Raw genomic sequence first — 13,761 nt, 5'->3', positions numbered from 1 at the left:
GCAATCGAATGACTCGATTCTTACATAGAACAAGTGATATTCTATCAAACGGTGAAGAGAATTGCAATAGTATATCCATGAAATTTCACGTAAAGGAAAGAATGACCTTATATAACTTTGGGAAATCTAACGATATTTACTATGAATTACGGAGGAGATACGATGAAAGAACCATTAGATTTAAGTAAATATAGCATTAGAACTGACCTTGCTGTAGAAGCTCATCAAATGTTGCAAGAAAGCCAAGAAGAACAAAAAGGGATACAGGGAGTTATTGTAAAAGAGAGAGAAGAAGAAGGTACTATAATTACAAAAGTAACGATTGATGAAGCTGCCTCTGAAGCGATGGGGAAAAAACCTGGAAATTATTTAACACTTGAAGTACAAGGGATACGTCAGCAAGATACAGAACTTCAACAAAAAGTGGAGCGTATTTTTGCAAAAGAATTTTCTTGTTTCTTAGAAGAGGTTGGAGTTACAAAAGAAGCAAGCTGTTTAATTGTAGGTCTTGGGAATTGGAATGTAACACCAGATGCTCTTGGACCGATAGTTGTAGAAAATGTATTAGTAACGAGACATTTGTTTCAATTGCAGCCTGAAAGTGTAGAAGAAGGATTTAGGCCTGTTAGTGCAATTCGGCCGGGGGTAATGGGGATTACAGGAATCGAAACGAGCGATGTTATTTATGGAATTATTGAGAAGACGAACCCGGACTTTGTAATTGCAATTGATGCATTAGCTGCCCGTTCTATTGAACGAGTAAATAGCACGATACAAATTTCTGATACTGGAATCCATCCTGGATCGGGGGTTGGGAATAAACGTAAAGAACTAAGTAAAGACACATTAGGTATCCCTGTTATCGCAATTGGTGTTCCGACTGTGGTCGATGCTGTTTCGATTACAAGTGATACGATTGATTTTATTTTGAAACATTTTGGTCGAGAGATGAAAGAAGGAAATAAACCTTCACGATCTTTGTTACCAGCGGGATTTTCATTTGGAGAAAAGAAAAAATTAACAGAAGAAGATATGCCGGATGAAAAGAGCAGAAATATGTTTTTAGGTGCTGTTGGTACGTTGGAAGAAGAAGAAAAAAGAAGGCTGATTTATGAAGTGCTATCTCCTCTTGGTCATAATTTAATGGTAACCCCAAAAGAAGTAGATACTTTTATTGAGGATATGGCGAATGTAATAGCGAGTGGTTTAAATGCAGCGCTACATCATCAAATTGATCAAGATAATACGGGAGCATATACACATTGAGGGGAACAGATGATTATGGTTTGAGTCGCTTTGCGCTTTTGTGTATATGTAGTGTAGCTTTATGTTTACTTATGATGATAGCAGGAGTGGCACTTGCTAATCATGGTTTGAAAAGTATGAAAGGCTATCAGCAATTGTCATATGAACAAATAGCTCATATGACAGGGACAGAAAGTACAGGTGCTGAATCAGAAATTTTGGGTAGCTCGTTTTCGGCCTCAGAAAAACAACAGCAATTAGAACGTTTAAGAAGTTTTAATGTTGTAGAAGGAATTGGGATGGCGGTAGCAAGTGTAGCTTATGAAATGACGAAGTTCGGGACGGATATAGTTGTTGGGAAAATAAAAGGAATTTTTAGCTAAGAGTAACATGGGAGGCGGTTGTTTTACTGATTTGTAAGACAGCCGTTTTAAAATTTGAAAAGGGTTTGTCTCTTATGGTTTATTCGCATAAGATATAGATAGAATGATTTGTATCGTAAGCAGCACGAGTTTTCATTGAATCTTTGTTGCTCTATTGATATAATCAGTGCTAGTGTATATTGGCGAGACTATTAGGAGTTGAGAACATAGATGAATAAAGAAGAAAGAGCAAAAAGACAGTCCAAAATTCGTAATTTCTCTATTATTGCTCATATTGACCACGGAAAATCAACGTTAGCAGACCGTATTTTAGAGAAAACAAACGCGTTAACACAACGCGAAATGAAAGCTCAGTTGCTTGACTCTATGGATTTAGAGCGTGAGCGTGGTATTACAATCAAATTAAACGCAGTACAATTAAACTATAAAGCAAAAGATGGTGAAGAGTATATTCTTCATTTAATTGATACACCAGGACATGTCGACTTTACGTACGAAGTATCTCGTAGTTTAGCGGCTTGTGAAGGCGCGATTCTTGTAGTAGATGCAGCGCAAGGTATTGAAGCGCAAACGTTAGCAAACGTATACTTAGCGCTTGATAACAATTTGGAAATTTTACCAGTTATTAATAAAATCGACTTACCAAGTGCGGATCCAGAACGTGTACGTCAAGAGGTAGAAGATGTAATTGGTTTAGATGCATCAGAAGCGGTACTTGCTTCTGCGAAAGCTGGAATTGGTATTGAAGAAATTTTAGAACAAATTGTTGAAAAAGTACCAGCTCCGTCGGGTGATTCAGAAGAGCCATTACAATGTATGATTTTCGACTCTTTATATGATCCGTACCGCGGTGTAATTGCTTATATCCGTGTTGTAAATGGAACAGTAAAAGTTGGCGATAAAGTACGTATGATGGCAACGGGTAAAGAATTTGAAGTAACAGAAGTAGGTGTATTTACACCGAAAACTACGCAACGTGACGAGTTAACAGTAGGTGATGTAGGTTTCTTAGCAGCATCGATTAAAAATGTTGGTGACACACGTGTTGGTGATACGATTACACATGCGAAACGTCCAGCTGCAGAGCCGTTAGCAGGTTACCGTAAGTTAAACCCGATGGTATTCTGTGGTCTGTATCCAATTGACTCTGCTCGTTATAACGATTTACGTGATGCATTAGAAAAATTAGAGTTAAACGATTCTGCTCTTGAGTTTGAACCAGAAACATCTCAAGCGCTAGGATTTGGTTTCCGTTGTGGTTTCTTAGGGCTTCTTCACATGGAAATCATTCAAGAACGTATTGAACGTGAATTTAAGATTGACTTAATTACAACAGCGCCAAGCGTTATTTATAAAGTTTATTTAACTAACGGTGAAGATGTTATTGTTGATAACCCATCTAATATGCCAGATCCACAGTCTATCGATCGTGTAGAAGAGCCGTTTGTGAAGGCTTCAATTATGGTTCCGAATGACTATGTTGGAGCTGTAATGGAGATTTGCCAAGGTAAACGTGGAACGTTTATTGATATGCAATATTTAGATGAAACGCGTGTTACATTAACATATGAAATCCCGTTATCAGAAATCGTATATGACTTCTTCGATCAATTGAAATCAAATACGAAAGGGTATGCATCGTTTGACTACGAGTTAATTGGCTATAAACCATCTAAACTTGTGAAAATGGATATTCTTTTAAATAATGAACAAGTGGATGCTTTATCATTTATCGTACACCGTGATTCAGCATATGACCGTGGTAAAGTAATCGTAGAGAAATTAAAAGAATTAATTCCGAGACAACAATTTGAAGTGCCAATTCAGGCGACTATCGGAAATAAAGTTGTAGCACGTTCTACAATTAAAGCGATGCGTAAAAACGTACTTGCAAAATGTTACGGCGGTGACATTTCTCGTAAGCGTAAACTTCTTGATAAGCAAAAAGAAGGTAAAAAACGTATGAAGTCTGTTGGTTCTGTAGAAGTACCGCAAGAGGCATTTATGGCTGTACTGAAAATGGATGACAACTAATATTTGAAATAAAAAAGAAGTCGTTTGTGCGGCTTCTTTTTTCTGTATAATTACTTTTTAGACATCTGAGCAGCTCTCATTTACAATAATGAGAGAGCTTTTTAGTTCATATAGAGTTAGGAGATTGTTAATGTCCGAAAATATTCGAAAAGATATTCAAGATAAAATACAAAATGGTAATTTTAATTGTGAAAAGGAATTGACGCTTTCTATTATTAGTGGAAAGTGGAAAGTTGTGATACTGTGGCACCTTGGTGTGGAAGGACCACATCGTTTCAGTGAATTACAACGGTTATTCCCAAGCATTTCTCATAAAGTTTTGTCGAACCAATTAAAAGAGTTAATGGAAGATGGAATTGTTGATCGGACAGTATATCCCGAAATTCCTCCTCGCGTTGAGTATTATATGACGGAACTAGGCATGTCGCTTTTACCGATCGTTGAAATGATGTATGATTGGGGAAAAATGCGAATGGAACAAATTCGTAATACGTTAGAGAAGTAGAGAACCCTCCGGAGTGCGGAGGTTTTCTTTTTAGAAAGGTAGGAGTTATATTTGGTACAAGCTGCATATATTCATATTCCGTTTTGTCAGCACATTTGTCACTATTGTGATTTTAATAAAGTGTTTATTGAACGCCAACCGGTTGATCAATATTTAGATTATTTAGAGAAGGAAATAATAAATACGGTTCAAAAAGTTCCGTTTGATAGTATAAAAACGATTTTTGTGGGCGGGGGAACTCCGACAGCGTTAAATATGGAACAGACAAAAAAATTACTCGAGATTATTAATCGTCATTTGCGTCCGTTCGCCCCAAATTGTGAATTAACATTTGAAGCGAATCCAGGAGATCTGCCGAAAGAGAAGTTGAATGTACTGCTAGAAGGTGGAGTGAATCGAATTAGTTTTGGTGTGCAAACGTTCCGTGATGAACTGCTTGAGAAAATCGGGCGCAAGCATACGAGGGAAGATGCATTCCTCGCGATTCGAGAAGCACAGGAAGTAGGATTTAAAAATATTAATGTAGATATTATTTATGCTTTGCCAGGACAGACGATAGAAGATGTAAAAGAAACATTAGATATTGCTTTTACGCTTGGTGTACAACATTTCTCTGCATATTCATTAATTGTGGAACCTAAAACAGTGTTTTATAACTTAATGAACAAAGGGAAATTGCGTCTTCCGGGTGAAGACCATGAAGCGAAAATGTATGAAATAGTAATGGATGAAATGGAGAAACACGGTTATAACCAGTATGAAATTAGTAATTTCTCAAAAGGTGACAATAAAAGTAGACATAATCTCACATACTGGAATAATGAAGAGTATTATGGATTTGGAGCTGGAGCTCATAGTTATGTGAACGGGGAACGTATTCAAAATGTAGGTCCGCTGAAGCAATATTTTAATAAAATTGATGAAACAGGATTTCCGTATTTAGATGTTCACAAAGTGACGGAGAAAGAAAGAATGGAAGAAGAGTTGTTCTTAGGGCTTCGAAAAACAAAAGGTGTTTCTAAAACGGCGTTCCGCAATAAATTTAATGTAGAGATGGATCAAGTTTTCGCGAAGCAGTTACAAAGCAACCAAGAGCAGGGATTGCTTGAAGAGGAAGATGGACATGTGCGTTTAACGCGAAAAGGAAAATTATTAGGGAATGAAGTATTCCAATCATTTTTGATTGACTAATTAAATGTTCCATAGGCGTGAAAAAGTTTCATTATTTCGTGACGTTTCCGTTGACAATTGAATGTCAATTTTGGTAAGTTATTAATAGATTTAGCACTCAAAGACAAAGAGTGCTAACAGAGGTGATGATGAGATGCTTACGGAACGTCAGCTCTTAATTTTACAAACAATTATTGATGACTTTATTGGATCAGCGCAGCCCGTTGGGTCTAGAACGTTGGCTAAAAAAGATGAAATTACATTTAGTTCAGCTACTATTCGAAATGAAATGGCGGACTTAGAAGAATTAGGTTTTATTGAAAAAACGCACAGTTCTTCTGGACGTGTTCCTTCTGAGAAAGGCTACCGATTTTATGTAGACCATCTTTTAGCACCGCAAAACTTACCGAACGCTGAAATTGTACAAATTAAAGATTTATTTGCTGAAAGAATTTTTGAAGCGGAAAAAATTGCACAACAATCTGCTCAAATTTTATCAGAACTTACGAATTATACGGCCATTGTTCTTGGACCGAAGTTAAGTACAAATAAACTTAAAAATGTACAAATTGTGCCGCTTGATCGTCAAACTGCTGTCGCTATTATTGTAACCGATACAGGGCATGTACAAAGTAAAACGATTACCGTTCCGGAATCTGTTGATTTATCAGATTTAGAAAAAATGGTTAATATTTTAAATGAAAAGCTATCTGGCGTACCGATGGAAGAACTTCATAATAAAATCTTTAAGGAGATTGTTACAGTTTTACGTGGGTATGTTCATAATTACGATAGTGCAATAAAAATGTTGGATGGTACATTTCAAGTTCCGTTATCGGAAAAGATATACTTTGGAGGAAAAGCAAATATGCTTTCGCAGCCAGAGTTCCATGACATTCAAAAGGTTAGATCTTTACTTACCATGATTGATAATGAAGCCGAATTTTATGACATTTTGCGTCATAAACAAGTCGGGATTCAAGTGAAAATTGGTAGGGAAAACTCTTCGACGGCTATGGAGGATTGTAGTTTAATTTCTGCAACATATTCAATCGGCGAAGAGCAACTTGGAACAATTGCTATTTTAGGTCCTACGAGAATGCAATATTCTCGTGTAATTAGTTTGTTACAGTTATTTACGAGACAATTTACTGATGGACTTAAAAAGTAAATGAGAGTAATACATTCGCTCAAGTGATGAAATTTTCATTGCTGTGTGTAATATATAATGCTTAGGTAATCATGCTATGCATGATACCTAATACCTTTTAAGGAGGTGAATATTGTGGAAGAGCGTAACGAACAAGTGGTAGAAGAAGTAAAAGAAGCGCAAGTTGAAGAAGCTGTCACGCCAGAAAACAGTGAAGAAACTGTAGAAGAAAAAAGTGAGGCTGCTCTTTTACAAGAAAAAGTAGATGAGCTACAAGCGAAACTAACGGAAACGGAAGGTCGCACATTACGTCTACAAGCTGATTTTGAAAATTATAAGCGCCGTGTCCAAATGGATAAACAGGCTGCTGAAAAATATAGAGCACAAAGTCTAGTTTCAGACATCTTGCCAGCTCTTGATAATTTTGAAAGAGCAATGCAAGTGGAAGCGACTGATGAGCAAACGAAATCCTTGTTACAAGGTATGGAAATGGTGCATCGTCAATTGTTAGAAGCGCTGACTAAAGAAGGTGTGGAAGTGATTGAAGCTGTTGGTAAACAGTTTGATCCTAATGAACACCAAGCTATTATGCAAGTGGAAGATAGTGAATTTGAATCAAACGCGGTTGTGGAAGAATTCCAAAAAGGTTATAAACTAAAAGACCGTGTGATTCGCCCATCAATGGTAAAAGTAAATCAATAATTTACATAAAACTAGGAGGATTCGCCATGAGTAAAATTATCGGTATTGACTTAGGTACAACAAACTCTTGTGTAGCTGTTATGGAAGGTGGAGAACCAAAGGTTATCCCAAATCCAGAAGGAAACCGTACAACACCTTCTGTTGTAGCTTTCAAAAATGAAGAACGTCAAGTTGGGGAAGTTGCAAAGCGCCAAGCAATTACAAACCCAAATACAATCATGTCTGTTAAACGTCATATGGGTACAGACTACAAAGTAGAAGTTGAAGGTAAAGATTATACACCTCAAGAAATTTCTGCAATCATTTTACAAAACTTAAAAGCTTCTGCTGAAGCATACTTAGGTGAAACAGTAACGAAAGCTGTTATTACAGTACCTGCATACTTCAACGATGCAGAGCGTCAAGCAACGAAAGATGCTGGTCGTATCGCTGGTTTAGAAGTTGAGCGTATTATTAACGAGCCAACAGCAGCAGCACTTGCTTACGGTTTAGAAAAACAAGACGAAGAACAAAAAATCTTAGTATATGACTTAGGTGGCGGTACATTTGACGTATCTATCCTTGAGTTAGCAGACGGCACATTCGAAGTTATTTCAACTGCTGGTGACAACCGTCTTGGTGGCGATGACTTTGACCAAGTTATCATCGATCACTTAGTAGCTGAGTTCAAAAAAGAAAATAACATTGATTTAAGCCAAGATAAAATGGCGCTTCAACGCTTGAAAGATGCAGCTGAAAAAGCGAAAAAAGATCTTTCTGGTGTAACACAAACTCAAATTTCATTACCATTCATTAGTGCTGGAGCTGCTGGTCCATTACACTTAGAATTAACGTTAACAAGAGCGAAATTCGAAGAGCTTTCAGCAGGTCTTGTTGAAAGAACATTAGAGCCAACTCGTCGTGCATTAAAAGACGCTGGTTTTGCTCCAAGCGAATTAGATAAAGTTATTCTTGTTGGTGGATCTACTCGTATCCCAGCTGTACAAGAAGCTATTAAACGTGAAACTGGTAAAGAGCCATATAAAGGTGTAAACCCTGATGAAGTTGTAGCATTAGGTGCTGCAGTTCAAGGTGGCGTACTTACTGGTGATGTAGAAGGCGTTCTATTATTAGACGTAACTCCACTTTCTTTAGGTATTGAAACTATGGGTGGCGTGTTCACGAAATTAATCGAGCGTAACACTACAATTCCAACAAGTAAGTCACAAGTATTCTCGACAGCTGCTGATAATCAACCAGCAGTAGACATTCACGTATTACAAGGTGAGCGTCCAATGTCAGCTGACAACAAAACGTTAGGTCGATTCCAATTAACTGACCTTCCACCAGCACCACGTGGTATTCCACAAATCGAAGTAACATTCGATATTGATGCGAACGGTATCGTTAACGTACGTGCGAAAGACTTAGGAACAAGCAAAGAGCAAGCTATTACAATCCAATCTTCTTCAGGTCTTTCTGATGAAGAAGTAGAACGTATGGTACAAGAAGCGGAAGCAAATGCTGACGCTGACCAAAAACGTAAGGAAGAAGTAGAACTTCGTAACGAAGCTGACCAACTTGTATTCCAAACAGACAAAGTTGTAAAAGATTTAGAAGGTAAAGTAGATGCAGCTGAAGTTGCAAAAGCAACAGAAGCGAAAGAAGCATTACAAGCTGCAATTGAGAAAAACGAGCTTGAAGAAATTCGTGCGAAAAAAGATGCTTTACAAGAAATCGTACAACAATTAACTGTTAAATTATACGAGCAGGCTCAAGCAGCTGCCGGTCAAGCAGAAGGTGCGCAAGGTGCACAAGACGCTGGCGCAAAGAAAGACAATGTAGTTGACGCTGAGTTTGAAGAAGTAAAAGAAGACAAGTAATTCAACTGTAAACATAATAAGTAAGATGACAAAAAGTCAAAGTCAAGCGTGCCTTGACTTTGGCTTTTTTCACGAATGAGAAGCGATGTGTGAGGATCTTAAGTTTTTCGCTTTGCATACTGTAAGTGAGGAAACTTTGTTGCAAAGCACTTTCTTTCGGTGTTAAAATTACGTTTATGTGAAAGATTCGGGGGTTGTAAATTTATGAGTAAACGAGACTATTATGAGGTCCTTGGACTTAGCAAGGGCGCTTCAACAGATGAAATTAAAAAAGCGTATCGTCGTTTGGCTAAAAAATACCATCCAGACGTAAGCAAAGAAGAAAATGCAATTGAAAAGTTTAAAGAAGTACAAGAAGCATACGAAGTGTTAAGTGATGATCAAAAGCGTGCACAGTACGATCAATTTGGTCATGCTGGTGCAAATCAAGGATTCGGTGGATTTGGCGGCGGAGGAGACTTCGGCGGTGGCTTCGGTTTTGAAGATATATTTAGTTCTTTCTTTGGCGGTGGCGGCGGCAGACGTCGTGATCCAAATGCTCCGCGCCAAGGTGCTGACTTACAATATCAAGTCACTTTAGATTTTGAAGAAGCTATTTTTGGTAAGGAATTAAATGTGGAAATTCCAGTAGAAGATCCATGTGATACTTGTAAAGGTAGTGGAGCAAAACCAGGAACTTCAAAAGAAACATGTAAACATTGTTCAGGCTCTGGTCAAGTGAGTGTAGAACAAAACACACCGTTTGGTCGTATCGTAAATCGTCAAGCTTGTGGTCATTGTTCAGGAACTGGACAAATTATTAAAGAAAAATGTACGACATGTCACGGTTCAGGTAAAGTTCGTAAACGTAAAAAAATCAATGTTAAAATTCCAGCGGGTATTGATAATGGTCAACAAATTCGTGTGTCTGGAAAAGGTGAAGCCGGCGTAAATGGCGGACCAGCAGGAGACTTATATGTTGTCGTTCATGTAAGAAATCATGAATTCTTCGAGCGTGAAGGAGATCACATTATTTGCGAAATGCCATTAACATTTGCGCAAATGGCGCTTGGTGATGAAGTGGAAGTTCCTACTGTTCATGGTAAAGTGAAGCTGAAAATTCCAGCAGGAACACAAACTGGAACAGAATTCCGCTTAAAAGGAAAAGGTGCTCCGAACGTACGTGGATACGGCCAAGGAGATCAATATGTAGTCGTTCGTGTTGTTGTACCGACGAAATTGACTTCGCAGCAAAAAGATTTATTACGTGAATTTGCAGGACAAGAAGAGCAGGATGATAGTTTATTCGGAAAGCTTAAACGTGCTTTCAAAGGGGAATAATGGAAATAAAAAATGGAGTTGGTAAATTGTGAAATGGTCAGAAATTAGTATTCATACAACAGAAGAAGCAGTAGAAGCTGTCTCTCATATTTTACATGAAGCTGGTGCTAGTGGAGTTGCGATTGAGGATCCAGCGGAGTTAACGAAAGAGCGCGAGCAACAATATGGTGAAATTTATGCATTGAACCCAGATGAATATCCGGCGGAAGGTGTATTAATAAAAGCGTATTTCCCGCAAACGGATTCTTTACATGAAACGATTGCAGGTGTAAAATCATCTATTGATGTGCTTCCATCTTACGACATCGAAATTGGTACTGGAAATATTACCGTTAACGAAGTCAATGAAGAAGATTGGGCTACTGCTTGGAAAAAATATTACCATCCAGTACAAATTTCTGATACATTCACAATCGTACCGACTTGGGAAGAATATACACCATCTTCTCCTGATGAAAAAATCATTGAATTAGACCCGGGTATGGCGTTTGGTACAGGAACTCATCCAACAACAACGATGTGTATCCGTGCTTTAGAAAAAACAGTACAGCCAGGTGACACTATTATTGATGTAGGAACAGGTTCTGGTGTACTTAGTATTGCGGCTGCAAAATTAGGTGCGTCTTCTGTTCAAGCATATGATTTAGATCCGGTTGCGGTTGAAAGTGCAGAAATGAATGTACGTTTAAATAAAACAGATGATATCGTGTCTGTTGGACAAAATAGTCTTTTAGAAGGCATTGAAGGTCCTGTTGATTTAATCGTAGCTAACTTATTAGCAGAAATTATTCTATTATTCCCTGAAGATGCAGCAAGAGTTGTGAAGTCAGGTGGATTATTTATTACATCGGGCATTATTGCTGCGAAGGAAAAAGTAATTTCTGAGGCGTTAGAACAAGCTGGATTTACAATTGAAGAAGTGTTACGAATGGAAGATTGGGTAGCAATTATTGCACGAAATGCGTAATATAGATTTTAGTCTATAATGAAAAGGGGAGTCTCTCACTATAAGGTGAGAGACTTGCCGTTTGTTATATGAAAAATGATAACGTTTCGTTCTTTTCGTAAGTGTTGACTTACGAAAGGAACGAAACTCTACTAAGGTGATTATATGCAACGTTATTTTGTAGAAGAGAAATATGTAAATGAGACAAGTATTCGCATTGTAGGTGATGACGTACATCATATCGCAAGAGTGATGCGTATGTCAGCTGGTGATCATATTTATTGCTGTGTAAACGGAAAAACAGCAGTATGTTCAATTGATGAAATTACCAGTGAATTTATTAATACGGCTATTGTAGAATGGGTAGAGGCGTCAAGTGAACTTCCTGTTTTCGTGACGATTGCAAGTGGACTGCCAAAAGGAGACAAGCTAGAGTTAATTTTTCAAAAAGGAACTGAGCTTGGGGCAGCTGCATTCTTACCATTTCAAGCATCTCGCTCTATCGTAAAATGGGATGCGAAAAAAGCTGATAAAAAAGTTGAGCGTTTAAGAAAAATTGTGAAAGAAGCTGCGGAACAATCACATAGAAGTGAAATTCCAGAAGTACATGCTCCGGCATCATTTAAGCAATTGCTTTCAATGAGTGGTGAGTATGATGTTTGTCTTGTTGCTTACGAAGAGGAAGCAAAACAAGGTGAGAAATCTAATTTTGCGAAAGCTTTAACGACAATGAAACCAGGTCAAAAGCTATTGATTGTATTTGGCCCAGAAGGCGGTTTAGCTGAGGAAGAGATTACAGCGCTTCGTGAACATAAATTTGTACCATGTAGTTTAGGACCAAGAATTTTAAGAACAGAAACGGCGCCGTTATACGCGTTAAGTGCTGCTTCGTATCATTTTGAATTGATGGGGTGATGATCAATGTCAACTGTTGCGTTCCATACGTTAGGTTGTAAAGTAAACCACTATGAAACAGAAGCCATTTGGCAATTGTTTAAACAAGGTGGTTATGAAAGAACAGAATATGAAAAGAAAGCTGATGTATATGTTATTAACACATGTACAGTAACGAATACTGGGGACAAAAAAAGCCGTCAAGTAATCAGACGTGCTGTGCGTCAAAATCCAGATGCAGTTATTTGCGTAACGGGATGTTATGCACAAACATCTCCAGCTGAAATTATGGCGATTCCGGGTGTAGATATTGTAGTTGGTACACAGGATCGTGAAAAGATGTTAGGTTACATCGAAGAATTCCGTAAAGAGCGTCAACCAATTAATGCTGTCCGTAATATTATGAAAACACGTGTGTATGAAGAACTTGATGTACCTTATTTCACGGATCGTACACGCGCGTCTTTAAAAATACAAGAGGGTTGCAATAACTTCTGTACATTCTGTATCATTCCTTGGGCGCGTGGTTTAATGCGTTCTCGTGATGGAAAAGAAGTTATTAAACAAGCACAACAATTAGTGGATGCAGGCTATAAAGAAATCGTATTAACGGGTATTCATACAGGTGGATACGGCGAAGACATAAAAGATTATAACTTAGCTGGATTACTTCGTGATATGGAAGCGGAAGTAGGCGGATTAAAACGTCTTCGTATTTCTTCTATTGAAGCGAGTCAAATTTCAGATGAAGTAATTGAAGTGTTAGATAAATCTGAAGTAGTTGTACGCCACTTGCATATTCCGTTGCAATCTGGTTCTAATACTGTATTAAAACGTATGCGTCGTAAATATACGATGGAGTTCTTCCAAGAGCGTTTAGATCGTTTGAAAGAAGCGTTACCAGGCCTTGCGATTACATCTGACGTAATCGTTGGTTTCCCAGGTGAAACAGAAGAAGAATTCATGGAAACATACAATTTCATTAAAGAGAACCGCTTCTCTGAGTTACATGTGTTCCCTTACTCAAAACGTACAGGAACACCTGCAGCACGCATGGAAGATCAAGTTCCTGAAGATGTGAAGAATGATCGTGTTCATCGTTTAATTGAGCTATCTAATCAATTAGCGAAAGAATATGCATCAGCGTTTGAAGGTGAAGTGCTTGAAATCATTCCAGAAGAGCAATTTAAAGACGGCGACCGTGAAGGGTTATATGTAGGGTATACAGATAACTACTTGAAAATTGTATTTGAAGGATCAGAAGAATTAATTGGTAAGCTAGTGAAAGTGAAAATTACGAAAGCTGGTTATCCATATAACGAAGCGCAATTTGTTCGTGTTCTTGAAGATGATGTAAAAAAAGAATCAGCTAGCGCATAAAAAGAGCGTGCAACCGGAAACGGTTTGCATGCTTTCTTTATTTGAAGCGGTTAAGTACTATAAGGTGGGGAGGCGTTTCATGCATCCCTGTATGAAAAAAGATGAAATGATAAAAATATAGTTGTCTTCATCAGTAAAGGATACTAGCTATTTGCATAACTTATGAAAAG

12 protein-coding genes are annotated in these 13,761 nt (G+C 37.9%); all 12 read left to right on the top strand.

The features are described 5' to 3' along the window. Positions 1-162 precede the first annotated feature (162 nt). The 12 genes from gpr to mtaB all read left to right on the top strand — a co-directional run bounded on the left by gpr (position 163) and on the right by mtaB (position 13,591). On the top strand, positions 163-1,266 hold the full coding sequence (gpr, locus tag GBN78_RS02820) for a GPR endopeptidase (protein ID WP_000662616.1): 1,104 nt from the start codon (positions 163-165) through the stop codon (positions 1,264-1,266). Continuing rightward, on the top strand, positions 1,263-1,628 hold the full coding sequence (locus tag GBN78_RS02815; protein WP_001215034.1) for a YqxA family protein: 366 nt from the start codon (positions 1,263-1,265) through the stop codon (positions 1,626-1,628). Before gpr ends, GBN78_RS02815 begins: the two co-directional genes overlap by 4 nt. A 210-nt stretch (positions 1,629-1,838) precedes the next feature. After that, complete coding sequence (lepA, locus tag GBN78_RS02810) at positions 1,839-3,662, top strand: elongation factor 4 (RefSeq protein WP_001030951.1); 1,824 nt, start codon at positions 1,839-1,841, stop codon at positions 3,660-3,662. A gap of 130 nt (positions 3,663-3,792) precedes the next feature. Then, positions 3,793-4,167, top strand: a complete 375-nt coding sequence (locus tag GBN78_RS02805) for a winged helix-turn-helix transcriptional regulator (protein WP_001293539.1) — start codon at positions 3,793-3,795, stop codon at positions 4,165-4,167. Positions 4,168-4,218: 51 nt separating this feature from the next. After that, a complete protein-coding gene (hemW, locus tag GBN78_RS02800; RefSeq protein ID WP_000249427.1) occupies positions 4,219-5,358 on the top strand; it encodes a radical SAM family heme chaperone HemW in 1,140 nt (379 codons plus the stop codon). A 133-nt stretch (positions 5,359-5,491) separates the two neighbouring features. Next, the gene (gene hrcA / locus GBN78_RS02795; RefSeq protein ID WP_000954941.1) at positions 5,492-6,508 is read left to right on the top strand and encodes a heat-inducible transcriptional repressor HrcA; all 1,017 of its coding nucleotides are present in this window, start codon (positions 5,492-5,494) and stop codon (positions 6,506-6,508) included. Between the two features lie 114 nt (positions 6,509-6,622). After that, positions 6,623-7,189, top strand: coding sequence for a nucleotide exchange factor GrpE (gene grpE, locus GBN78_RS02790; protein WP_000392711.1), 567 nt, complete (start codon positions 6,623-6,625; stop codon positions 7,187-7,189). 26 nt (positions 7,190-7,215) lie between these two features. Beyond that, a complete protein-coding gene (gene dnaK / locus GBN78_RS02785; protein WP_000034700.1) occupies positions 7,216-9,051 on the top strand; it encodes a chaperone protein DnaK in 1,836 nt (611 codons plus the stop codon). Positions 9,052-9,255: 204 nt separating this feature from the next. Beyond that, positions 9,256-10,371 (top strand): chaperone protein DnaJ, encoded by a 1,116-nt coding sequence (gene dnaJ / locus GBN78_RS02780; protein WP_000043947.1) that lies wholly within the window; start codon positions 9,256-9,258, stop codon positions 10,369-10,371. 28 nt (positions 10,372-10,399) lie between these two features. After that, positions 10,400-11,338, top strand: coding sequence for a 50S ribosomal protein L11 methyltransferase (gene prmA, locus GBN78_RS02775; RefSeq protein WP_000872103.1), 939 nt, complete (start codon positions 10,400-10,402; stop codon positions 11,336-11,338). Positions 11,339-11,482: 144 nt separating this feature from the next. Continuing rightward, complete coding sequence (locus tag GBN78_RS02770; protein ID WP_001190159.1) at positions 11,483-12,232, top strand: 16S rRNA (uracil(1498)-N(3))-methyltransferase; 750 nt, start codon at positions 11,483-11,485, stop codon at positions 12,230-12,232. Between the two features lie 6 nt (positions 12,233-12,238). After that, complete coding sequence (mtaB, locus tag GBN78_RS02765; RefSeq protein WP_000108679.1) at positions 12,239-13,591, top strand: tRNA (N(6)-L-threonylcarbamoyladenosine(37)-C(2))-methylthiotransferase MtaB; 1,353 nt, start codon at positions 12,239-12,241, stop codon at positions 13,589-13,591. The last annotated feature ends 170 nt before the right edge of the window (positions 13,592-13,761 follow it).

The organism is Bacillus sp. B2-WWTP-C-10-Post-4 (assembly GCF_009183805.1).
In the GTDB taxonomy this organism is placed as follows: Bacteria; Bacillota; Bacilli; order Bacillales; family Bacillaceae_G; genus Bacillus_A; species Bacillus_A cereus.
The sequence above is the reverse complement of the archived record's forward strand: the minus strand, read 5'-3'. Positions and strand labels throughout refer to the sequence as shown.

What these genes read in the sequence shown, in the direction of transcription:
- GBN78_RS02770 (WP_001190159.1), top strand. Translation starts at nt 11,483, where the DNA reads ATGCAACGTTATTTTGTAGAAGAGAAATATGTAAATGAGACAAGTATT.
- lepA (WP_001030951.1), top strand. Translation starts at nt 1,839, where the DNA reads ATGAATAAAGAAGAAAGAGCAAAAAGACAGTCCAAAATTCGTAATTTC.
- dnaK (WP_000034700.1), top strand. Translation starts at nt 7,216, where the DNA reads ATGAGTAAAATTATCGGTATTGACTTAGGTACAACAAACTCTTGTGTA.
- mtaB (WP_000108679.1), top strand. Translation starts at nt 12,239, where the DNA reads ATGTCAACTGTTGCGTTCCATACGTTAGGTTGTAAAGTAAACCACTAT.
- GBN78_RS02805 (WP_001293539.1), top strand. Translation starts at nt 3,793, where the DNA reads ATGTCCGAAAATATTCGAAAAGATATTCAAGATAAAATACAAAATGGT.
- dnaJ (WP_000043947.1), top strand. Translation starts at nt 9,256, where the DNA reads ATGAGTAAACGAGACTATTATGAGGTCCTTGGACTTAGCAAGGGCGCT.
- gpr (WP_000662616.1), top strand. Translation starts at nt 163, where the DNA reads ATGAAAGAACCATTAGATTTAAGTAAATATAGCATTAGAACTGACCTT.
- hrcA (WP_000954941.1), top strand. Translation starts at nt 5,492, where the DNA reads ATGCTTACGGAACGTCAGCTCTTAATTTTACAAACAATTATTGATGAC.